This window comes from Methylobacterium sp. WL1 (assembly GCF_008000895.1).
Classification (GTDB): Bacteria; Pseudomonadota; Alphaproteobacteria; order Rhizobiales; family Beijerinckiaceae; genus Methylobacterium.
In genome coordinates, this window is record NZ_CP042823.1 from 3,962,416 (window position 1) to 3,984,751 (window position 22,336).

The window sequence follows — 22,336 nt, forward strand, 5'->3', positions numbered from 1 at the left end:
GCTGACCCGGCGGCGGGAGCCCGACTGCACGCGGATCGGGCTTCCGGACAACCCTCAGCAAGAGTCCGGCCGTGGCTATAGCCAGCGGCGACTTGGAAACCAGTCTACGACCAAATCCGGTGACGGAAGTTCGATCATGTCCCCGTTTTCAGGCATTGGAGGACCGGCAATGTCCTCAGGGACTCCGCAGCGTAGTCGAGGAAGGCGTTCACCCGGGCGGGCCGGAGGCCCTGGCTGAGGGTCACGAGTTGCACCGGCACCGGTGCCGGCTCATGGGCCGCGAGCAGGCGCACGAGCCGACCGTCCGCGATCTCTTCGGCGGCCTGGTAGGACAACACCCGCGCGATACCGCGTCCGCCCCGGGCCGCGATCAGCGCCGCCTCAACCTCGTTAACGATGAGCCGCGGGGCGAGGCGCACCCGGTTGGCACCGAAGCGCCATTCGCGAACGCCCGCGTGGATCAGGCCCACGATGGTGTCGTGCGCGCTCAGGTCGGCGGGCGTCCGGGGCGTGCCCCGGACGGCGAGATAGGCCGGGCTGGCGACGACGACCTGGCGCACCTGCCCGAGCCGGCGCGCGACGAGGCGCGATTCCGCAAGCTGCCCGATCCGGAGGGCGACATCGATCCCCTCTTCCACGAGGTCGAGGTTGCGGTCGGCCAGAACCAGTTCGACCTGCGCCTCCGGGTAGACGTCCAGGAAGCCCGACACGACCGGCGCCACGTGCTTGCGCCCGAACAGCACCGGCGCCGTGACTCGCACGAGACCGCGCACCGCATCGCCGGCCGCCCCCGAGACGGCGGCCTCGTAACCCGCCAGCAGGCCGCGTGCCCGTTCGGCCAGATCGAGGCCCGCCGGAGTCGGTGCGAGGCGGCGGGTGGTGCGCTCCACCAGACGGGCGCCGGCCCGGGCCTCCAGGCTCGAGAGCGCCCGGGTCGCGGCAGCCGCCGAACGACGCGACCGCCGGGCCGCCCCGGCGAGGCTGCCGGCATCGATGATCGCGACGAAGAGGGCGAGTTCGTCCAGCCGGTCCATCGATTGTTTCAGATCCTGAAATTCTGAGTGTCAAACACTCCGGATTTTCGACGGCGGATGCAAGAGCGATAGTCGGGTCGTTGCTGGAGACCCCGACGATGTCCGAACCTGACCTGACCCTCTACGGCCTGCGACTCTCGGGCCATTCGCACCGCGCGGAACTGTTCCTGTCGCTGCTGGGGCTGCCCTATCGGTTCGTCGCGGTGGCGAGCGCCGAGCAGCGCGCAGCGGCCGATTTCCGGCGCCTCAACCCGCTCGGCCAGATCCCGGTCCTGACCGACGGCGCGGCCGCGATCCCGGACAGCAACGCGATCCTGGTCTACCTGGCCGCGCGCTACGCGCCGGATGGCGGCTGGATGCCGGCCGATCCGCTCGGCGCGGCCGAGGTCCAGCGCTGGCTCTCGATCGCGTCCGGGGAGGTACGCACCGGGCCGGCCCTGGCCCGGCTGATGGTGGTGTTCGGTGCCCTGGCCGACCGCGCGACCGTGCACGCGACCGCCGCGCGGATCCTCGGCTTCATGGACGGGCACCTGGCCGATCGCCGGCACCTCGCCGCCGACCGGGCGACGCTGGCCGACATCGCCTGCTACTCCTACGTCGCCCATGCCCCCGAAGGCGGCGTCTCGCTCGCGCCCTATCCGGCCGTACGAGCCTGGATCGCCCGGATCGAGGCCCTGCCGGGCTTCGTCCCGATGCCGGCCTCTCCCATCCCGGAACAAGCGTGAGGCATGCCATGGCGACTTTCCATGCGGATGAGGCGATCGCCCAGGCGCGGGCCGGCCACGTCCTCGGCGAGACCCCGGCGATCCGGTCGTTCATGCCGGACCAGCACCGCGGCTTCTTCGCGGGGCTGCCCTATCTCCTGGTCGCGACCGCGGATGCGAGCGGCGCGCCGGTGGCGACCCTGCTGACGGGTCCGCCCGGCTTCGTGCACAGCCCGGACGCGACCCATCTCGCCATCTCAGCGGCGCTCGACCCGGCCGACCCTGCGGCCCGGTTCCTGATACCGGGCGCGGAAGCCGGCATCCTGGGCATCGATCTGGCGACCCGGCGGCGCAACCGTGCCAACGGCCGCATCGTGCGCCGCGACCGGGACGGCCTGACCGTGGCGATCGACCAGAGCTTCGGCAATTGCCCGCAATACATCCAGCGGCGGGACGTCGAGCCGGTGCCGCGCCAGCCGGGGCCGACCGAGATCCTGTCGGCCCTGGACGCGGAAGCCGGCGCGCTGATCGACGCCGCGGACACGCTGTTCGTGGCGACCCGGGCGCGGGACGGGCTCCGGGACGGCGGCGCCGACATCTCGCATCGGGGCGGGCGGCCGGGCTTCGTCCGGCGCTGCGGCGACGTGCTGACGGTCCCGGACTTCTCCGGGAACCGCTACTTCAACACGCTGGGCAACCTGGTCGGCGAGCCGCGTGCGGCGCTGCTGTTCCTCGACTTCACCAGTGGCGACCTTCTGGTCCTCCAGGGCCGCACCGCGATCGACTGGACCGGCACCGACGCCGCGGGTCTCCTGGGCGCGCAGCGATCCTGGGCGTTCACGATGACGGCCGGCTGGCGGCGCCGGACGGCGGTTCCGCTCCGGTGGAGCGCCCCCGAGCCGGCACCGCAACTCACGCGCACCGGCATCTGGGACGCGAGCGAGGATGCCTGATCGTGGCTCAGGACGTGCCCGCCGCGGCCGCCTCGTGCTCCTGTGCGAGCCGCGCATCCGCGGCGGCCACGTTCCGGAAGGCCGGGCGGGCCCGGATCCGGTCGACATAGGCCGACAGCACCGGATCGGGCGCGACCAGACCGAAGCCCATCGTCCAGCCGAGTGCGCTGCCCCAAAGGATATCGGCGGCGCTGAAGCGGTCGCCGAGCAGGTACGGCCCCGGCTTCAGCGCTTCGGCGACGCGGGCGATCACGCTGTCGTAGTCGGCATAGGCCGACATGGCGCGCGGCCCGGGCTCGCGCTTGAGATGGCGGTCGATCACCGCGGGCTCGAAGCACGAGCCGTAGAACACCATCCAGCGCAGATACGTCCCCCGGGTGGGATCGGTGAGTGACGGGGCGAGGCCGGCCTCGGGAAACAGGTCGGCCAGATACAGGTAAACCGCCGCCTGCTCGGTCACGAGCGCGTCGCGGGTGCGGATCGCCGGCACCTTGGCCATCGGGTTGATGGCGCGATAGGCATCCCCGAGATGTTCGCCGGCCCGCATGTTGAGCACGTGCAGGCGATGCGGGGCGCCGAGTTCCTCCAGCAGCACGCGCACGCCGGTCGAGCGGGTATTGGGGGCGTGGTAGAACTCGATGTCCGGCGTGTCGGCCATGCCGCACCCTCCCAGGATCCGTGATTTGCGCGGCGATACGCTTCGTCCTGCCTGAGGTCCGGGTCAATCGTGCAGCGCCGCGACGGTGGCGGTTGCGGGATCGCCCCGAGCCCGGGACGGGTGGCCCCAATGAGACATCCGGATCCGAGTTGCGCCCTCTGCGCGGGTGCCCACTTCCGGAGGGACCGGAATCGCGGCAGGGACGTTGGGCGTTTGTGCGTTGCCGCGCGTTGGGGTGCCAGCCGGCGCGACGCGACCCGGGGATTCGAGTTCTGATGGCGAAGATACTGTTAGTCGAGGACCATGAAGAGATCTGGGACTTCCTGTCCCGCCGCCTCAAGCGCCGCGGCTACGAGGTGATCCTGGCGCATGACGGCGAGGCCGGCGTGCAGCAGGCCCGGTCGGGCCAGCCCGACGTGATCCTGCTCGACATGAACCTGCCGGTCCTCGACGGCTGGTCGGCGGCGCGCGCCCTGAAATCCGGATCCGACACGCGGGCGATCCCGATCATCGCGCTCACCGCGCACGCGATGTCCGGGGACCGGGACAAGGCCATCCAGGCGGGGTGCGACGACTACCATCCCAAGCCCGTGGATTTCTCCAAGCTGCTCAGCCAGATCAGCGCCGCGCTGGGCGAGACCGCACAAGCCGGCTGAAGGCCGCCCGCCACGGCAGGCTCCCTGACCCGAACCGCTCCGCCGTCGCGGGGCGGCATCGTCCCTGAATTCGATAAGAGTGGAGCGTCTTTGTGAGCGAGGATCCCGTCACCGCCCAGCGCCTCAAGCAGGGCTTGCCGGTCATCGTCGCGCTGGCCTCCACCCTCCTCGTCGTGGCGATCATGGCGGCCCTGTATCTCGGGCGCGAGATCCTGGTGCCGGTGACGCTGGCGATCCTCCTGAGCTTCGTCCTGGTGCCGGCGGTCCGCATCCTCCGCCGGATCCGCGTGCCGCGGGCGGCGGCGGTGCTCCTGGTGGTGGTGATCGTGTTCGGCGGCCTGTTCGGGATCGGCAGCCTGATCGCCAGCGAGGCCTCGCAGCTGGCGTCGGACCTGCCGCGCTACACGCTGGTGATGCGCGACAAGATCAAGGACCTGCGCGGCGCGACCGACGGGGCCGGGACGCTGTCGCGCATGGTCGACATGGTCCAGGACCTGAGCGCCACGCTCCAGCCGCCCGGCGCCATCGAGGTCAAGGGCGAGCCGGGGACGCGCACGCACCCGCTCACCGTGGAGATCAGCCCCGCCCGGGCGAGCGTCGTCGAGACGTTCCAGACCTTCGCGGGCCCGATCCTGCACCCGCTGGCCACCACCGGGCTGATCCTGATCTTCACGATCTTCATCCTGCTCCAGCGCGAGGACCTTCGGAACCGGGCGATCCGGCTGGCGGGCGGCTCCGGAGACCTGCGCCGGGTGACGGCGGCGATCGACGACGCGACCAGCCGGCTCAGCCGGTTCTTCCTGGCTCAGCTCGCCCTCAACATCGCCTTCGGGGTGGTGATCGGCGTCGGCCTGTGGCTGATCGGCGTGCCGAGCCCGACGCTGTTCGGCGTGCTCGCGGCGATCCTGCGGTTCGTGCCGTATATCGGCGCCGCGATCAGCGCCCTGCTGCCGCTGATCCTCGCCGCGGCGGTCGATCCCGGCTGGAGCATGGTGATCGCCACCGCGGCCCTGTTCCTGGTGGTGGAGCCGATTGCCGGCCACGTGATCGAGCCGCTGCTCTACGGCCACTCCACCGGCCTGTCGCCGATCGCCGTGATCCTGGCGGCGACGATCTGGACCTTCCTGTGGGGACCGATCGGTCTGGTGCTGGCCACCCCGCTCACCGTCTGCCTGGTGGTGCTCGGCCGGCACGTGGAGCGCCTCTGGTATCTCGATGTGCTGCTCGGCGACCGGCCGGCGCTCGCGCCGCCGGAGATCTTCTACCAGCGCATGCTGGCGAACGACCCGGCCGAGGCGATCGACCAGGGCTGGCAGTTCCTCAAGGAGCGTGCGCTGGTCACCTATTATGACGAGGTCGCGCTGGCCGGGCTGCTGCTCGCGCAGGAAGACCTCTCACGCGGCACCCTGGACCGCACCCGACAGGATGCGGTCGGTGCCGCGATCCGAACCGTCGTGGCGCGGCTCGGCACCGCCCCGGTGGCACGGCGCACCTGGCGGGCGCGCCGCGCGCGTCCGACACCGAGACCGCGGCCGCGCTGGCCGCCGCAGGGCCGGACCGTCAGATCGCCGGCATCGTGCTGGCCCGCGAGGATCTCGCGCCGGCCTGGCGCAGCGAGGCGCCGGTCCTCTGCGTGTCGAGCCGTGGCCCGTTCGACGAGGCGGCCACCCTCATGCTCAGCCAGATCCTGGCCCGGCACGGGCTCGCCTCGCAGACCCTGTCGATGGCCGCGATCCGCGCTGGGGAACGCCCCGACAACCCGGGCGGCCTCGCGCTGATCTGCTTCTCCTATCTGGAGCCGGTCAGCCTGTCGCAGATCCGGTTCACGGTGCGGCAGGCCCGTGCCGCGGTGCCGGGCGTGCGTATCCTGGTGGGTTTCTGGCGCGAGCGCGATCCGGCGACATTGGATCGCCTGCGCCGGGCGACCTCGGCGGACTTCCTGGTCACCTCGTTGAACGAGGCGCTCTCGGCGGTCACGAGTGCCTGCCGTGAGCCGGCGCCCGCACAGGTCGCGTCCGCACCCACCCGGGCCCTCCCCGGCCCGGCCCGGCCGGTGGCGGCCTGACCCACGCCAAGCGCAACAACGCCGACGTGGCGTGACGGTCGACAACGCCGCGTGCCTTCCTAAAGTCGCAGCCCGCTGCCGGCACCGGGCCGGCATCCCCATCTGTCCACGATTGGAACGAATAAGACTGCGCGCCATGTCCGATTCCCCTGAAAAACCTCCGATCGGACCGAGCGCAGTCGTCAGGGACGGCGCGGCGAGCGATGTCGCCGACCCCAAGAGCGACATCTTCTTCGCCGCGGTGGAAACCACCCGGATGCCGATGATCGTCACCGATCCGCGCCAGCCGGACAATCCAATCATCTTCGCCAACCGCGCCTTCCTGGCGATGACCGGCTACACGCCCGAGGAACTGGTTGGGCGCAATTGCCGGTTCCTGCAGGGCCCGGAGACCGACCGCGAGACCGTCGATCAGATCCGCTCGGCGATCGCCGAGAGCCGCGAATTCGCCACCGAGATCCTGAACTACCGCAAGAACGGCTCGAGCTTCTGGAACGCCCTGTTCGTCTCGCCGGTGTACAATTCGGCCGGGGAGCTCGTGTATTTCTTCGGCTCGCAGCTCGACGTCTCACGCCGGCGCGACGCCGAGGAGGCGTTGGGCCAGGCGCAGAAGATGGAGGCGTTGGGCCAGCTTACCGGCGGCATCGCGCACGACTTCAACAACCTGCTGCAAGTCATCGTCGGCTACGTCGACATCCTGGCCTCCGGGCTCGAGAAGCCCGATGCGGACCGCGCCCGGCTCGGGCGCGCCACCGACAACATCCGGCAGGCGGCCGAACGTGCGACGACCCTGACGCAGCAGCTCCTGGCCTTCGCCCGCAAGCAGCGGCTGGACGGGCGCGCCGTCAACCTCAACACGCTGATCGAGGGGATGCGCGAGATGGTCGCCCGCTCGGTGGGCGAGGCGGTGACGATCGAGCTGGATCTCGACCGGGACCTCTGGAACTGCCGCGTGGACCCGACGCAGGCCGAGGTCGCGATCCTCAACGTGCTGATCAACGCCCGGGACGCCATGCCGGATGGCGGCACCGTCCGGATCACCACGGAGAACAACGCGGTCACGGCCAGCGGCGAGATCGGGCCGCTGCGCGCGGGCCGCTACGTCAGCATCGCGATCCGGGATAACGGCACCGGCATCCCGCCCGCGGTTCTGGCCCGGGTGATGGATCCGTTCTTCACCACCAAGGAGGAGGGCAAGGGCACCGGGCTCGGCCTGTCGATGGTCTACGGCTTCGCCAAGCAGTCCGGCGGCGCCGCCCAGATCGAGTCCGTGGTCGGCGCCGGCACGACGGTGCGCCTGTCCTTCCCGGCGACCGACGGCGACGCGCACGCCCCGTCCAAGGTCTCGCACCGGGCGGTGGACCGGCAGGGTACCGAGACGATCCTGATCGTGGACGACCGCGAGGATGTGGCCGAGCTCGCCCGCACCATCCTGCGGGACTTCGGCTACACGACGCTGATGGCCAGCAATGCCCGCGAGGCCCTGGAGATCCTGGAATCCAGCGAGCGGATCGATCTGCTGTTCACCGACCTGATCATGCCGGGCGGCATGAACGGCGTGCTGCTCGCCCGCGAGGCGCGCCGCCGCCAGCCCAAGCTCAAGGTCCTGCTGGCCACGGGCTATGCGGAGGCGAGCCTGGAGCGAACCGATATCGGCGGTTCCGAGTTTGACCTTCTCAACAAGCCTTACCGGCGCACGGAGCTGGTCCGCCGCGTGCGGGCCATCCTCGACGGTCCCACCGGCGTAGGCTGAGCTTGAGGAGACGCGCGGTGGCGCAGGGCGACAAGGCGAAATACACCGACAAGCAGAAGCGCAAGGCCGATCACATCGCCGACTCCTACGAGGCGCGCGGCGTGCCGGAGCAGGAAGCGGAATCCCGCGCCTGGGCCACGGTCAACAAGGACGACGGCGGCGGCAAGAAGCCGGGCGGCTCCGGCCGCGGCAAGGACACCGGCCATCCAGCGGCCCACACGGGCGGCGACACGGGCGGCAAGGCCTCCGCAAGCCGGACACCTGAGCAACGCTCGGCCTCGGCCAAGAAGGCGGCGGCGACGCGCAAGGCGAATGCTGCGGCCAGTGCGTGATCCGGCAGGGGCGGGACCGGACGTGTTGTACGCCTTCCGCGGCCTGGAATCGCTTGGCTTCGACCTTTCGAGGTCGCCACAGCCCGGGCCGGCGTCACACCGAAAGCATCGTAGGTCCCAGTCGGATCCTGCCTGCGGAGGGCCTACATGGCCTTCTTCGGCGCGGCCTGCAGGAAATCCTGAAGTTGCCGCTTGTAGAACTTGGCGTAACCCGTGGTGCCGTGGCCCATGGTCTCGTCGCTGGCCGGGATCACGTAGAGGCGCGCGTTCTTCACGCGCTTTATCTCGCGCTCCATGATCCCCGTCTCGGGCGGGTTGCGCTCGTCGTCGGCAGCATTGATCGCCAGCACCGCGGCTTCGATCTTCTCCAGGCCAGGAGAGCAATTGTAGGCGCGAGACGATTCCCACTGATAGACATAATCGTTTGCATCGGCGGCGAACGGTGCCGCCAAGCGTGCGTCCACGAGTTTGTCGGCCAAGTCACCCGTCGGTGCGTGTCTTTGTAGAGCCAACGTGCCGCCACTGGTGCCGAGGGCGAAGAACACGTTTGCAACCCGCACCGAGGGCGGCTGGACCAAGTACTCCCCGTTGGCATAGGCCGGGTCGCGCCGGATGGTCTCTACTAGAAGCCGGCGCATCATCCAGTTGCGGCTCGCCATTTCGCTCGGCTGTGACGCCATGGGAACGAGAGCGTCCATGTACGCCGGGTGCTTCACGCCCCAGATCCAGGCGTGCATCCCCCCATCGAGTTGCCGATGATCACGCGGACGTGGTTGAGTCCGAGGTGTTCTTTGAGAAGCCGGTACTGAGCCTCGACCATATCGTCATAGTTATACCGTGGAAACTTCGTCCTCAGACCATCGGAAGGCTTGGATGACTTTCCATGGCCGAGCACGTCCGGGATGATGATATAGTACTTTGCCGCGTCCAGTGGTTGGCCGGGCCCGAATAGCTCTCCCGCGAAGCCAGGCGTCAGCATGCTGGATGCCGAACCGGTGGTCCCATGCACGACGACGACGGGTTCGCCGTTCGGATCGCCAACGGTCGTGTAGTGCAGGCGCATCTCCGGCAGGACTTCGCCGGTGTGAAATGTGAAGTCCTTGATCGTCGCGTCGCCCTCTTTGGGCGTCGGATATTCGGCAGCACGCGCCGTGAGCGCCAGCGAGAGCACGGCCGCGCCGACGGCTGAACCGCACAACAGGCTCACGACTTTCATGCGATCCCCCCTCGAAGCGTCAATGGTTTTCCACCGCGCTTAAATGAGTATTGCCGTGTCGATTTCGCCTGACAATAGCTGTAGCTCTCCGCTCGAACAGTAGCCCTCACTCTGTTTGGCGAGTTGCAAGGAACCGACCGTCTCATGCGGGCGGAGAGTGCGGCGACCGCCAAGATCTGAGGCAAGCGGAACGTGGGCAGCACGATCCGCCAAATCTTACCTTTGCGCTTCCGCCAGCTTGACCAACGTGTGGAGCATCCGGTTCGCCGGCGTCGGGATGCCGAGCGCAGCCCCCTTCCGAACGACATAACCGTTGAGGTGGTCGATCTCGCTCGGCCGGCCCCGGGCGAGGTCCTGGGCGGTGGAGGAGCGCTGGTCGGCCATGCTGGTGCTGAGGGCGAGCACCGTGTCGAGGATGTCGTCGGGTACCGACACGCCCGCGGCGTTCGCCACCGCGACGCATTCCTGCACCACATCGGTCATCGCCGCGACGACGCCCTCACCCTGCACCAGGCGGCCGTAGGGCAACTGGGTCAGGGCCGACAGGGCGTTGTAGGCGCAGTTCAGGATTAGCTTGCCCCAGAGCGCGTCCAGGGCGCGTTCCGAGACGGTGGTCGGGATCCCGGCGGCGATGAGCGCGGCGGCGATGGTTTCGCTGGCTGCCGAGGCGCCGAGCACGAGGTCGCCCCGGCCGTTGTGCCGCACCTGCCCCGGCCCGACCATCGCGGTGGCGACGTAGACCGCCACCGGCACCACCGGCCGCCCGAGCACGACGCCCAGGCGCTCGGCGTTGTCGACGCCGTTCTGGAGGCTGAGGATCGTCGCCGAGGGGCCGAGATGGGGCGCGATGGTCGCCCCGGCCGCTTCCGTGTCGCCCGACTTGACGCAGACGAGCACCAGATCCGCCCCGGCGACACCATCGCTCGCCGTCGTCGCAGGAACCGCCACGGCGGCACGCCCGGCCGCGCTCTCCAGCACCAGCCCGTTTGCCGCGACCGCCTCGACCAGGGCCGGGCGGCCGATCAGCGTGACCGCATGGCCGGCCCGCGCGAGCAGGAACCCGTAATAGCAGCCGACCGCGCCGGCCCCGAGGATTGCGACCTTCATCGCGCCGCCGCCGCGGCGTGCTCGGGATGGAACGGCGCGGCGGCGGCCCCCGTCCGCACATGGTCGAGGAGGGCCTGGACCGGGTGGCGGAGCCTCACGCCGTCGATCAGCCTGGCCTGCGACCGGCAGGAATAGCCGTCCGCCAGAAGGTTGCCGCCGGGGGCCTCGGCCACGTGGCGCCCCCAGCTCAAGCCGTAGATCGCCTCCGAGGTGGCGCGGTTGCGCGCCTCGTGGCCGTAGGTCCCGGCCATGCCGCAGCAGCCCGCGGGCAGCACGTCGAGCCGCAGCCCGAGATGGGTGAACACCGCCTGCCAGTCGCGGACCGCGCCGGGGGCGTTGGTGCGCTCGGTGCAGTGGGGCAGCAGCTGCAGGGTCGCGTTGCCCGGCCGGGGCGCGATCCGGTCGAGCTGCGTGGCAAGCCATTCCTGCAGGATCTGGACCTTGGGCAGGTCGTCGCCGCCGAGCGCCTGGGCGTATTCGGACCGGTAGGTCAGCGTCATCGACGGATCGAGGCCGACGAGCGGCACGCCCGAGCGCGCGAGCGCCCGCAGCATCGCGGCGTTGGACCGCGCCACCGCGGCGAACCGGGCCAGGAAGCCGTGCACGTGCAGCGGCTTACCGTTCGGCCGGTAGGGCACGAGCCACGGCTTGAAGCCGAGCGCGACCAGGAGCGCGCAGGCATCGACGACCAAGGCCGCCTCGAAATGGCTGGTGAACGCATCCTGCACCAGCAGCACTGCGCGCGCGCGCTCCGCCGAGGGGAGACGGGCCAGCGCCTCCGGGGTCGCGGTGGCGACGCCGAGTTCGGCGAGCCGCGCCGTCAGGTCGATCGGCGACAGGGCCGGGATCCCGACCAGGCCGGCCTTGGCCAGCAGCATCCGGGCGAGCGGGTTGGCCAGGGCCGCGTTGCTCAGGCGCGGCATCCGGGCGGCCAGCGGCAGGAGCGGCTCCAGCGCGGCCACGAGGTGGTCTTTCAGGGGCCTGGCGTAGCGGGCATGGTAGAGTGCCAGGAACTTCGCCCGGAAGGTCGGGACGTCCACCTTGATCGGGCACGATCCCGTGCAGGACTTGCAGGCGAGGCAGCCGTCCATCGCCTCCTTCACGGCGTGGGAGAAGTCATCGGCCTCGGAGCGGCGCCGGAAACCGCTGCGCATGGTCGCGAAAACATCGGCCCACCAGCCGGGGCGCTGGCGCTTCAGCTCCGCGGAGGGGTCCATGCCCGCCTGTGACGCCAGGCGCAGCCACTCGCGCATCAGCGAGGCGCGGCCCTTGGGCGAATGCCGGCGCTCCCGGGTCGCCTTCCAGGACGGGCACATCGCGTCGTCCGGATCGAAGGTGAAGCAGGCGCCGTTGCCGTTGCAGTGCAGGGCCTCGTCGAAATCCTGCCGGACCGGCGGCGGGATCGTCCGGTCCTGCTCGCCCCGGCGGGGCACGCCGTCGATCCGGGTGAGCGCGCCGCCCCGGGCCGTGGCGATCTTGCCCGGATTCATCCGGTCGCCCGGGTCGAAGGCGCGCTTGACCGCTTCGAGCGCCGGCATCAGCGGCCCGAAGGTCGCGGGCACGAACTCGGAGCGGAATCCCTTGCCGTGCTCGCCCCAGAGCAGCCCGCCATACTTTGCGGTGAGCGCGACCACGCCCTCGGTCACCTCGCGGATCAGGGCGTTCTGGTTCGGATCCTTCAGGTCGATGGCCGGACGGACGTGAAGGACGCCGGCATCGACATGGCCGAACATGCCGTAGCGCAGCCCCTTGGCGTCGAGCAGCGCCCGGAACTCGGCGATGAAGTCGGCGAGCCGCTCCGGCGGCACCGCGGTATCCTCGACGAACGGGATCGGGCGCGCATCGCCCTTGGCGGCCCCGAGCAGGCCCACCGCCTTCTTGCGCATGGTCCAGAGTTTTTCGATCGCGTCGCCGCGGGCGATGGTGAAGCCGAGGCGCTTGGTGTCGGTCCCGCGCTCGGCCTCCAGCACCGTGGTGAGCCGCGCCAGGGCGGCATCCACGCCGTCCGCGTCGTCGCCGACGAATTCCACCAGGTTGATGCCGTGGACCGGCCGGCCGGCGGGATCGTCCGGGAAGAAGGCGCGGACCTCGGCCCAGATCGGGTCCTTGCGGGCGAGGCCCAGGACGGTGGAATCGATGGTCTCCACCGAGGCCGCGCCGAACGGCAGCAGCGCCTGGGCGTCCCGCAGGGCGGCGTCGAAATCCACGTAGGAGAGCGCCACCAGCACCGACGCCTTGGGGATCGGCAGAACGTTGAGCCGCGCCTCGGCGATCAGCGCCAGGGTGCCCTCCGAGCCGCAGATCACGCTCTTGAGGTCGAACCGGCCGTCCGCATCGCGCAGATGGGCGAGGTCGTAGCCGGTGAGGCAGCGGTTGAGCTTGGGGAAGCGCTCGGCGATCAGCGCTGCATTCTCGGTGACGACCGTATCGACGGTGCGGTGGATCTCGCCGACCCGGTCGTTGCGGGCCTGGGCGGCTTCGAGGCCGGCCGCGTCCAGCGGCTCGGCCGTCCAGACCGTGCCTTCGGCGAGCACGCAGGTCAGCGCGAGGACGTGGTCGCGGGTCTTGCCGTAGAGGCAGGAGCCCTGACCGCAGGCATCGGTGGAGATCATGCCCCCGATGGTCGCGCGGTTCGAGGTCGAGAGTTCGGGCGCGAAGAACAGGCCGTGCTCGGCCAGCGCCCGGTTGAGCTGGTCCTTCACCACCCCGGGCTCGACCCGGACGATGCGGCGCGCGACGTCGATCTCCAGGATGCGGTTCATGTGCCGCGAGGTGTCGACCACGAGGCCGTGGCCGAGCGACTGGCCGTTGGTGCCGGTGGCCCCGCCGCGGGGGCGGATCACGATCTCGGTGAAGCGCGGGTCGTCCAGCAGCTTGGCGATGCGCACGAGGTCGTCGCGCGAGCGCGGGAAGGCCACGGCCCCCGGCTCGACCTGATAGATCGAGTTGTCGGTGGAAAAGACCGCGCGGTCCGCGGCCGATACGCTCAGGTCGCCCGCAAAGCCGCGCAGGCGCAGTTCGGCGACCACCGCCTCATAGAGCGGCACGGCCTCGGTGTGGCGGGTCAGGACCGGGATCATGAACGCGTTCTACACCCGGCCCCTCGCGAGGGAAGATCGGCGATTATGTCACGTCGCCGCGAACCGGTCTGGCACCCCGCTTGCCACGGTGGCGACGGTGCGGAGCGGATGCCCATGAACGCGAGCGTCGAACGGGTCAGGGATGCCCTGGCCGAGCTGATCAAGGCGGCCCTCATCTCCGACGACGCCACGAGCCTCGCCTGCCGCGAGGCCGGCCGGACCAAGCTCGCCGCCCTGGGCGCCGACCCGCCGCAGGCCGGGAGCCTGCGCATGGACGGGGCCTGGACGCTGGCGATCCAGCAGGCGGAGACGCCGGAGCTGGCGCCCGGAGAAGGCCAGGTGAACCTGACCCTGCCGCGCGCCTGCCCGTTCGGCCTGGACGAGATCCTGGGACCGGGCTTCGACGTCGATCTCGCGGTCGACCGCATCCGCAAATCGGCCTCCACGGGCTGATCGCGCCTGTTGAGGACGCGACGGCCACCGTTGCCGCGGACCGGCCGGAACCCCATCTTGCGGTGACGCGACCGAATTAGCGGTCCGGCGCCCGATCGCGGGCGCACGCCTTTTTCGAGAACCGTCCGGCACCACCTTTTGGCACCACGCATCAGCGCAGAGGCGGCAGAACCCGCCGCTCCCCGCCCTTCCCCACCCGCGAGCAGATCCTCGCCTTCGTGGCGGAGGCGACCGAACCCGTCGGCAAGCGGGAGATCGCCAAGGCGTTCGGCATCAAGGGCGCCGCCAAGATCGACCTGAAGCGCATCCTCAAGGAGATCGAGGAGGATGGCGGCCTCGATCGCGGGCGCGGCGGCCTCGCAGCTGCCGGTCGCCTGCCGCCGGTGGTTCTGAGCGACATCCGCTCGCGCGACCGGCACGGCGACTTCCTGGCGGTTCCGGTCGAGTGGACCGGCACCGGCAAGCCGCCATCCATCGTGCTCACGCAAAGCCGCGGACCGCGCAAGGGCAACCGCCCGGCCGCCGGGATCGGCGACCGCGCCCTCGTCCGGGTCGAGCGCGACGCCGAGGGCGGCTATACCGGCCGGGTCATCAAGGTCATCGGAAAGAACAAGGCCGAGATCATCGGCGTCTACCGCGCCGGGGCGCAGGGCGGCCGGATCGTGCCGGTCGAGAAGCGCTCGCAGGGCCGCGAGATCCTGATCCCGCCCGGCGAGGAGGGTCAGGCCCGGGACGGCGACCTCGTCAGCGTATCGCTGGAGCGGGAGACGCGCTTCGGCCTGCCGCGGGGCCGGGTCCGGGAACGGCTCGGCTCGCTCGGCTCCGAGAAGGCCGTGAGTCTGATCGCGATCCACCTGCACAACATCCCGCACGTATTCTCGGACGCGACCCTGGCCGAGGCCGATGCAGCGGCCCCCGCCCCGCTCAAAGGTCGCGAGGATTGGCGCGACCGCCCGCTGCTGACCATCGATCCGCCGGACGCCAAGGACCACGACGACGCCGTGATGGCGGAGCCTGATCACGACCCGGCCAATCCGGGCGGCTTCCTCGTCACGGTGGCGATCGCGGATGTCGCGGCCTATGTCCGCCCCGGCTCGAGCCTCGACCGCGAGGCGCTGGAGCGGGGCAACTCGGTCTATTTCCCCGACCGCGTCGTGCCGATGCTGCCGGAGCGGATCTCCAACGATCTGTGCTCCCTGCGCGAGGGCGAGGACCGCCCGGCCATCGCGGTCCGGATGGTGATCGCCGCCGATGGGGTGAAGCGCCGCCACACGTTCCACCGGGTGATGATGCGCTCCCGGGCCAAGCTCGCCTACGCGCAGGCGCAAGCCGCCATCGACGGGCAGGCGGATGCCGCAACGGAGCCACTGTTGGAGACGGTGCTGCGCCCGCTCTGGGCGGCCTACGCGGCCCTGCGCGAGGCCCGGGACAGCCGCGGGCCGCTCGCGCTCGACCTGCCCGAGCGCAAGGTGCTGCTCTCGCCCGAGGGCGCGGTCGACCGGGTGATCGTGCCGGAGCGCCTCGACGCGCACCGGCTGATCGAGGAGTTCATGATCCAGGCCAACGTCGCCGCCGCCGAGACCCTGGAGGCGGCCAAGCAGGCGCTGATCTACCGGGTGCACGACGAGCCGGCGCAGGAGAAGATGCAGGCGCTCGGCGAGGTCCTGGCCTCGGTCGGGATCAAGCTGCCCAAGGAGGGGGCGCTGCGCCCCGCCTTGTTCAACCGCATCCTCGGATCGGTGGCCGGCAGCGAGCACGCGACCTTCATCAACGAGGTGGTGCTGCGCTCCCAGGCCCAGGCCGTCTACGCCTCCGAGAACCTGGGCCATTTCGGGCTGAACCTGCGCCGCTACGCGCATTTCACCTCGCCGATCCGCCGCTACGCCGACCTGATCGTCCACCGAGCGCTGATCGCCGCCTGCCGGCTCGGCGCCGACGGCCTGCCCGCGGAGGTGTCGGTGGGCGAGCTCGCGCAGATCGGCGAGCAGATCTCGGCGGCCGAACGCCGCGCCATGGCGGCGGAGCGCGAGACCATCGACCGGCTGATCGCGCACCATCTCGTCGACCGGATCGGGGCGACCTTCGCGGGACAGATCGCGGGCGTCACGCGGTCGGGCCTGTTCATCAAGCTCGACGAGACCGGCGCGGACGGGTTCGTGCCGATCTCGCAGCTCGGCGCCGACTATTTCCGCCACGAGGAGGCCCGTCACGCCCTCGTGGGTGAGCGCAGCGGCGAGACTTTCCGGCTCGGCGACCGCGTCGAGGTCCGCCTGGTCGAGGCCGCGCCGGTGGCGGGGGCGCTCCGCTTCGAGCTGCTGAGCGCGGGCCAGACCCGCTCCGGGTCCAGCAAGGACGGCGCCGGCCGGAAGCCCGGCGGGCGGCCGTTCAAGGCCGCCCCCTCCGGCCGCCCGCCCGGCATCCGCAACTCCGGCACGCGCCATCGCGGCTCGCGCCGGTGACCCGGCCGGTGTAGGCTTTGGTCATGGCCACCGACGCGATTCCCGTGCGCACCCGCCTGATCCCCGCGATGGCGCGGGGCTTTATCGGCCGCTGTCCCCATTGTGGGCAGGGCCGGATCTTCGGACGCTTCCTGAAGGTGCGCCCGGAATGCGACGCCTGCGGGCTGGAACTGCACCATCACCGCGCGGACGATCTGCCGCCCTACGTGGTGATCTTCATCGTCGCCCACATCGTCGGCTACCTGATCCTGGAGACCGAGACCGCCTACGATGTCCCGTTGTGGGTCGAGATGGGCGTCTGGCCGGTCTTCACGCTCCTGTTCGCCCTCGCGTTGCTCCAGCCGGTCAAGGGTGCCGTCGTCGGGTTGCAATACGCCCTTGGCATGCACGGCTTCGCCACGTTACCGCGGGGCCGCCCCGTTTCGGGGTTGAAGGAGACACGCCTTGCCGCAGCCGGAGCCGCAGCAGGAATCCGAGATCGCGACCAGCCCTGAGCGGACGCCGTCCCCGGCGCGCCTGCGCCCGCGGGACGCCGCCACCCTGATCGTGCTGGACCGGCGCGGGAAGGGCGGCCCGAAGGTCCTGATGGGCCGCCGCAACCCGCGCCTCGCCTTCATGCCCGGGCAGTTCGTGTTCCCCGGGGGCCGTATCGAACTCGGCGACCGCCACATGCCGGTGGCCGGCGCACTGCCCGACTACGCCGAGGCCGCGCTGACCCGTCAGGTCTCCCGGCCGCCGCACCATCTCGGCCGGGCGCTGGCGCTGGCCGCCATCCGGGAGACCTACGAGGAGACCGGCCTGCTGCTCGGCACGAACGAGCACGGCGCCCCCGAGACCGCCCCCGCGGGCTGGGAGGCCTTCGCCCGGCACGGGATCCTGCCGGACCTGGAGGCGCTGCACCTCGTGGCCCGGGCGATCACCCCGCCCAAGCGCGTCCGCCGGTTCGACACGCGGTTCTTCGCCGTCGATCGCCGCATGGTCGTGGCCGAGGAGGCCGGCCGGGTGAGCCCCGAGGCCGAGTTCACCGAGCTCGCCTGGGTCCGCCTGGACGCGGCGCGCAAGCTCGACCTGCCGTTCATCACCCGCGCCATCCTGGACGATCTGGAGGCGCAGATCGCAGCCGATTTCGCGCCGCACCGGATGATCCCCTTCCACTACGAGCGCTACGGGCGCCGGGAACGAGTCGCGTTGTGAATGTTTCGGACAGGCCGGACCGGATCGTCGCGGGACGCGGGATCGGACCGGACACCGTGGCGGCGATCACCGCCGCCATCGCCTGCGTCACCGTGGTCGGCATCGGCCTCAGCCTGTCGATCCCGCTCCTGTCGATCGAGCTGGAGCGGCGCGGCGCGTCGAGCACGCTGATCGGGCTCAACACCGCGGTCGCCGGCATCGCCAGCATCTGCACGGTCCCGTTCGTCCCGCGACTGGCCGCGCGGATCGGCGTCGCGCCGCTCCTGTGTCTCGCCCTGGTCGTGGGGGCGGTGAGCCTCGCCGCCTTTCCGATGGTGCCGGGCATCGCCCTGTGGTTCCCGCTGCGCTTCGTGTTCTCGGCGACGCTCGGCGCACTGTTCGTGCTGTCCGAGTACTGGATCAACGCCGCCGCCCCGCCGGAGCGCCGGGGCCTGGTGATGGGCATCTACGCCACCGTGCTGGCAGCGGGCTTCGCGGTCGGGCCGGCGCTCCTGGTCCTCGTCGGGACCGAGGGCTTGCCCCCCTACCTGACCGGTGCCGCCCTGATGCTGGCCGGCGGCCTGCCGATCGTCCTCGCCCGAGGCCTTTCGCCGACCATCGAGCACGGTTCCGGCCGCAGCCTCCTCGCCTATCTGCGCTTCGCCCCCGGGGCGCTGCTCGCCGCCCTCGCGTACGGGGCGGTGGAGACCGGGATCTTCGCGATCCTGCCGCTCTACGGCCTGCGCCTGGGCTACGACGCACAGGGCGCGGCCGGCCTCGTCAGCCTGATCGCGCTCGGCAACGTGCTGTTCCAGATCCCGTTCGGCTGGCTTGCCGACCGCGTCGACCGGGGCGCGGTGCTCCTCGGCGCGGGCCTGGCCGGGGCGGCGGGCTCGGCCCTGATCCCGCTGGCCTCCGGGTCGCCGCTGGCGCTCGGCCTGGTCCTGTTCGCCTGGGGCGGCATCGCCGGGACGCTCTACACGGTCGGCCTGACCACGCTGGGCGACCGGGTCCCGGCCTCCGACCTCGCGGGCGCCAACGCGGCCTTCGTGGTGCTGTACAATGTCGGCCTGATGCTCGGGCCGCCGCTGATCGGCGGGGGGCTCGACCTCGTGCCGCCGCACGGCTTCGCGTGGGCGCTGCTGGCACTGTTCCTGGTCTTCTTGTCGAGCCTCGCCATGATGGAGCGATCCGCCGCGCGGTCTTGACCTGCGGGGTCCGATCGGGCATTGACCGGCCCGTATTCGGCCGGGCCTTCCCGGCCATTTGCGTTTCGCTCACGCGGAATGCCGCACCCTGCAGGAGCGCCGCGCCATGGCTAAGGCCGTCACCGTCAAGATCAAGCTCGTCTCCACCGCCGACACGGGCTATTTCTACGTCACCAAGAAGAACTCCCGCACGCAGACCGAGAAGCTGACGATGCGCAAGTACGATCCGGTCGCGCGCAAGCACGTCGACTTCAAGGAAACCAAGATCAAGTAAGCTCGCGGGACCCATCCCGGTCCAGCCGCGACCTCGAGGCCGCTCCGGAGACGGGGCGGCTTTTTTCGTGCCCTGCCGGGACAGGGTGACGAACGATCCTGCCCGGCGCCGCGGACGGGGCCGGGGCGACGCCCGACCATAGTCTCGCCGCGTTCCGGGCGCTGCCTGACCCGGCTCCGGGATCCGTCTCCCTCCGCACTGGCCGGACCGGCCAAGGGAGCGCGCACGGTGTTCAGAGTTCTGCTGACGATCCTGACGGTCCTGGCGGTGCTCACGGCCCGCCTCGTCCTCAAGCTGCCGCTGATTCCCTATCGGGCCGTCCGCGGGTTGGTGCGAGGCCTGTTCGCGCCGGCCTGAACGCGCACCCTCTCACGCATCCGTCACGGCGCTGGAAAAGCCGTACAGCTCCGGATCGAGCGTCCGCGCCAGGGTCCGGGCGATGGCGACCAGGGCTGTCACCATCGGGGTCGAGGGCTCGCGGCGCGGGGCGACGAGGCCGATCGTGTGCTCCAGGTCCGGGGCGGTGATCGGGATCGCCCGCACGCCCGCCATGGGCCCGAGGGCATCGACCAGGATCTCCGGCATGATCGAGGCCCAGCGCAGGGTGCGCACGTGGGTCATCAGCACGATCATCGAGTTCGATTCCAGCGTCGCGGCCGGATCGGCGCCGGCGTCCCGGATCTGCTGATCGATGATCCGGCGATTCTGCATGTTCGGGGTCAGCAGGCAGAGCGGCAGGCGGCCGGTCTCCGCCCAGGTGACGCTGGCGCGGCCGTCGAACGGGCCGCCGTCGGCCGTGACCAGGCGGTAGCGCTCCCGGTAGAGCGGCACCGACACGACCCGGCCGAGCGGCTCGTTGTCGAGGTAGGTCAGCCCGGCATCGGCCTCCAGGTTCTCGATCAGCGAGAAGATGTCGGCGGAGGCCGCGGATTCGACCGTGAGCCGGACGCCCGGGTGGCGCTCGCCATAGGGGGTGGTCAGGCTCACGATCATCGGCAGGGCTGTGGGGATCGCGGCGATGCGCAGGTGCCCGGTCAGGCCGCGGCGCAGGCCCGTGACCTCCTCGTGCATCGCCCGCGCGTCGGCCACGATGCGGCGTGCCCATTCGAGCACCCGCTCGCCCTCCGGGGTGAAGCCCTGGAAGCGCGAACCGCGCAGTACCAGCTGCACGCCGAAGCGGTTCTCCAGCTGCTTCACGCCGGCCGAGAGGGTCTGCTGCGTCACCCCGCAGGTCTCGGCCGCATGGCCGAAATGCTGCTCGCGGGCGAGCGCGAGCAGGAAGTCGAGCTTGTCGATCACGGAGGCATTCCGAGCGGCGCGCACCCCGCAGGTTGGGATGCCGAAACCTAGTGGCCCGCCCGTCCGGCCACAACCGGCGGCGGGCGCACGCTCAGCGGAACAGGATGAACGCCTTCGACAGGGTGATGCCGATCCCCCAGAGGATCGGGATGCCCACGACCGCCCAGGCCAGTGCCGCCGCGGCGCTGAACCCGCCCCGGCCGATGCCGAACGAGCCCGACGACCGGACGGCAGCGGCGGCGCCGCGGACGTCGAGGGCGGCGCGCTCGGAATCGGACATGAACCACCGCCCGGCGAGCGGCCGGATCAACAGGTTGCAGACGAACCCGGCGGCCAGGAACGCGGCCAGCACGTACATGGTCCGCCCATAGAGGTCCGCGCCCTGGACACCGGCGGCGGCCTGCGCCTCCCGGATCTTGGTGACCACGAACGGACCGACGATGCCGGCGGTCGACCACGCGGTGAGCAGGCGGCCGTGGATCGCGCCGACGAACTGCGTGCCGAACACGTCGGCGAGGTAAGCCGGGATCGTCGCGAAGCCGCCGCCATACATGGACAGGATCACGCAGAAGAACGCGACGAACAGAGCCTGCGAGCCGATCCCGGCGGCCCAGGGAGCGGCGGCGTAGAGCACGCCGCCCAGGGCGAAGAAGATCGCGTAGGTGAGCTTGCGGCCGATCCGGTCCGACATCGAGGCCCAGAAGAACCGGCCCAGGATGTTGAACAGCGACAGCAATCCGACGAAGCCGGCCGCGATCGCGGCGATCTGGGCCTTCTGGCCGGCGTCGAGCGCAGCGAAGCCGGTGCCGGGCAGCCCGATCAGGGAGCCGCCGAAGATCTCCTGGAGCATCGGCGAGGCGAGCGCCAGCACGCCGATCCCGGCCGAGACGTTGAGGCAGAGCACCAGCCAGATCATCCAGAACTGAAAGGTCTTGTGCGCGTCCCGCAGGTGGACGTGGCCCGAGGCGATCATCGCGTTCTTGGCGGCAGGCGGCGTCCACCCATCCGGCTGCCAGCCGGCCGGCGGGACCCGGTAGCCGAAGGCTCCGCCCAGCATGAACACGCAATAGCCCAGCCCCATCAGGGCGAGCGTCTGCCAGACGCCGACGGAATCGGGGCTGCGGAAGGTCTTGATCAGGCCGTCGGCCAGGGGAGAGCCGATCATCGCGCCGCCGCCGAAGCCCATGATGGCCATGCCGGTGGCCATGCCGCGCCGGTCCGGAAACCACTTGATCAGGGTCGAGACCGGGGAGATGTAGCCGAGGCCCAGCCCGATGCCGCCGATCAGGCCCATGCCGAGCCAGACCAGCCAGAGCTGGTGGAGGTAGACGCCCAGCGCGCCGATCAGGAAGCCGCCGCCCCAGCACAGGGCGGCCACGATGCCGGCCTTGCGCGGGCCCGCCCGCTCCAGCCAGCCGCCGAACAGGGCGGCCGACAGGCCGAGCATGACGATGCCGATGGAGAAGACCGTAACCAGGTCGCTGACGCGCCAATCGCACGTGGTGGTGAACAGCGCCGTCATCACGCCCATGTCGGGGCAGGCGGCGGGGGCGGGCTGGCCAACCGAGAGGGCCCGGCTCAACGGCAGCCAGAACACCGACAGCCCGTAGGCCATGCCGATGCAGAGATGGATCGCCAGGGCCGCCGGCGGAACCAGCCAGCGGTTGAAGCCCGGTTTGGCGACGATGCGCTCACGTGACAACCAGCCGTGATCGCTCCCGGGCGCGACTGCGCCCGCCAGGTCTGAACGCATAGAGGCTTCCTCCAGGCACGACTTCGTTGCGTGAGCCGTGCTGCCGAGGAAGCTTAGTCGTTGAGCTTGGCGGGTGCCAGCGCGCGGACGGGGTTCGACCCGTCATCGGTACCGGTTTAGCCTACAATTCAGGGGCGACGTATACGCGGATACCGAAAT

18 protein-coding genes and 2 pseudogenes are annotated in these 22,336 nt (G+C 70.7%); 13 read left to right on the forward strand and 7 right to left on the reverse strand.

The features are described 5' to 3' along the window. Positions 1-134 precede the first annotated feature (134 nt). Entirely contained in the window at positions 135-1,034 is a 900-nt protein-coding gene (locus FVA80_RS19230; RefSeq protein WP_147908004.1) for a LysR family transcriptional regulator, read from the reverse strand. A 98-nt stretch (positions 1,035-1,132) separates the two neighbouring features. On the opposite strand from FVA80_RS19230, the gene FVA80_RS19235 reads away from it, so the two are divergent. Both FVA80_RS19235 and FVA80_RS19240 read left to right on the forward strand, forming a co-directional pair. Further along, positions 1,133-1,759: a glutathione S-transferase gene (locus FVA80_RS19235; RefSeq protein WP_147908005.1), complete on the forward strand. Its 627-nt coding sequence runs from the start codon at positions 1,133-1,135 to the stop codon at positions 1,757-1,759. A gap of 8 nt (positions 1,760-1,767) precedes the next feature. Continuing rightward, a complete protein-coding gene (locus tag FVA80_RS19240) occupies positions 1,768-2,691 on the forward strand; it encodes a pyridoxamine 5'-phosphate oxidase family protein (protein WP_147908006.1) in 924 nt (307 codons plus the stop codon). Between the two features lie 7 nt (positions 2,692-2,698). Here FVA80_RS19240 and FVA80_RS19245 read toward each other — a convergent pair whose 3' ends face one another. Continuing rightward, positions 2,699-3,349: a glutathione S-transferase family protein gene (locus FVA80_RS19245; RefSeq protein ID WP_147908007.1), complete on the reverse strand. Its 651-nt coding sequence runs from the start codon at positions 3,347-3,349 to the stop codon at positions 2,699-2,701. A 275-nt stretch (positions 3,350-3,624) separates the two neighbouring features. Between FVA80_RS19245 and FVA80_RS19250 the strand changes: the two genes are divergently transcribed. The 4 genes and pseudogenes from FVA80_RS19250 to FVA80_RS19265 all read left to right on the forward strand — a co-directional run bounded on the left by FVA80_RS19250 (position 3,625) and on the right by FVA80_RS19265 (position 8,155). Then, on the forward strand, positions 3,625-4,005 hold the full coding sequence (locus FVA80_RS19250; protein ID WP_058192055.1) for a response regulator: 381 nt from the start codon (positions 3,625-3,627) through the stop codon (positions 4,003-4,005). Between the two features lie 92 nt (positions 4,006-4,097). Further along, a pseudogene (locus tag FVA80_RS19255) lies at positions 4,098-6,070 on the forward strand (AI-2E family transporter). A gap of 136 nt (positions 6,071-6,206) precedes the next feature. Continuing rightward, positions 6,207-7,823 carry a hybrid sensor histidine kinase/response regulator gene (locus FVA80_RS19260; RefSeq protein ID WP_147908009.1) on the forward strand — a complete coding sequence of 539 codons (1,617 nt, stop codon included), beginning with the start codon at positions 6,207-6,209 and terminating at the stop codon, positions 7,821-7,823. Between the two features lie 17 nt (positions 7,824-7,840). After that, positions 7,841-8,155 (forward strand): plasmid stabilization protein, encoded by a 315-nt coding sequence (locus tag FVA80_RS19265; RefSeq protein WP_147908010.1) that lies wholly within the window; start codon positions 7,841-7,843, stop codon positions 8,153-8,155. Positions 8,156-8,298: 143 nt separating this feature from the next. Here FVA80_RS19265 and FVA80_RS19270 read toward each other — a convergent pair. The 3 genes and pseudogenes from FVA80_RS19270 to FVA80_RS19280 form a co-directional block, all read right to left on the reverse strand. Next, positions 8,299-9,371 (reverse strand): annotated as a pseudogene (locus FVA80_RS19270) (alpha/beta fold hydrolase). 216 nt (positions 9,372-9,587) lie between these two features. Beyond that, complete coding sequence (locus FVA80_RS19275; protein WP_147908011.1) at positions 9,588-10,478, reverse strand: ketopantoate reductase family protein; 891 nt, start codon at positions 10,476-10,478, stop codon at positions 9,588-9,590. Then, positions 10,475-13,558 (reverse strand): FAD-binding and (Fe-S)-binding domain-containing protein, encoded by a 3,084-nt coding sequence (locus FVA80_RS19280; RefSeq protein WP_147908012.1) that lies wholly within the window; start codon positions 13,556-13,558, stop codon positions 10,475-10,477. The genes FVA80_RS19275 and FVA80_RS19280 overlap by 4 nt, the downstream gene beginning before the upstream one ends. A gap of 114 nt (positions 13,559-13,672) precedes the next feature. On the opposite strand from FVA80_RS19280, the gene FVA80_RS19285 reads away from it, so the two are divergent. From FVA80_RS19285 to FVA80_RS32010, 7 genes are all read left to right on the forward strand, one after another. After that, on the forward strand, positions 13,673-14,011 hold the full coding sequence (locus FVA80_RS19285) for a hypothetical protein (protein ID WP_147908013.1): 339 nt from the start codon (positions 13,673-13,675) through the stop codon (positions 14,009-14,011). A 218-nt stretch (positions 14,012-14,229) separates the two neighbouring features. Further along, on the forward strand, positions 14,230-16,470 hold the full coding sequence (rnr, locus tag FVA80_RS19290; RefSeq protein ID WP_348644582.1) for a ribonuclease R: 2,241 nt from the start codon (positions 14,230-14,232) through the stop codon (positions 16,468-16,470). A 23-nt stretch (positions 16,471-16,493) separates the two neighbouring features. Beyond that, the gene (locus FVA80_RS19295; protein WP_147908015.1) at positions 16,494-16,964 is read left to right on the forward strand and encodes a DUF983 domain-containing protein; all 471 of its coding nucleotides are present in this window, start codon (positions 16,494-16,496) and stop codon (positions 16,962-16,964) included. Then, on the forward strand, positions 16,915-17,664 hold the full coding sequence (locus tag FVA80_RS19300) for an NUDIX domain-containing protein (protein WP_187193422.1): 750 nt from the start codon (positions 16,915-16,917) through the stop codon (positions 17,662-17,664). Before FVA80_RS19295 ends, FVA80_RS19300 begins: the two co-directional genes overlap by 50 nt. Positions 17,665-17,720: 56 nt before the next feature. Further along, a complete protein-coding gene (locus FVA80_RS19305) occupies positions 17,721-18,851 on the forward strand; it encodes an MFS transporter (protein WP_147908045.1) in 1,131 nt (376 codons plus the stop codon). Between the two features lie 106 nt (positions 18,852-18,957). After that, positions 18,958-19,125: a 50S ribosomal protein L33 gene (gene rpmG, locus FVA80_RS19310; protein WP_020092568.1), complete on the forward strand. Its 168-nt coding sequence runs from the start codon at positions 18,958-18,960 to the stop codon at positions 19,123-19,125. A gap of 228 nt (positions 19,126-19,353) precedes the next feature. After that, positions 19,354-19,482 carry a hypothetical protein gene (locus FVA80_RS32010; RefSeq protein ID WP_281408660.1) on the forward strand — a complete coding sequence of 43 codons (129 nt, stop codon included), beginning with the start codon at positions 19,354-19,356 and terminating at the stop codon, positions 19,480-19,482. Positions 19,483-19,494: 12 nt separating this feature from the next. On the opposite strand, the gene FVA80_RS19315 is transcribed toward FVA80_RS32010, so the two are convergent. Together FVA80_RS19315 and FVA80_RS19320 are read right to left on the reverse strand one after the other, a co-directional pair. After that, positions 19,495-20,424, reverse strand: a complete 930-nt coding sequence (locus FVA80_RS19315; protein WP_147908016.1) for a LysR family transcriptional regulator — start codon at positions 20,422-20,424, stop codon at positions 19,495-19,497. Positions 20,425-20,515: 91 nt separating this feature from the next. Then, positions 20,516-22,177, reverse strand: coding sequence for an OFA family MFS transporter (locus FVA80_RS19320; RefSeq protein ID WP_147908017.1), 1,662 nt, complete (start codon positions 22,175-22,177; stop codon positions 20,516-20,518). Positions 22,178-22,336: the final 159 nt, after the last annotated feature.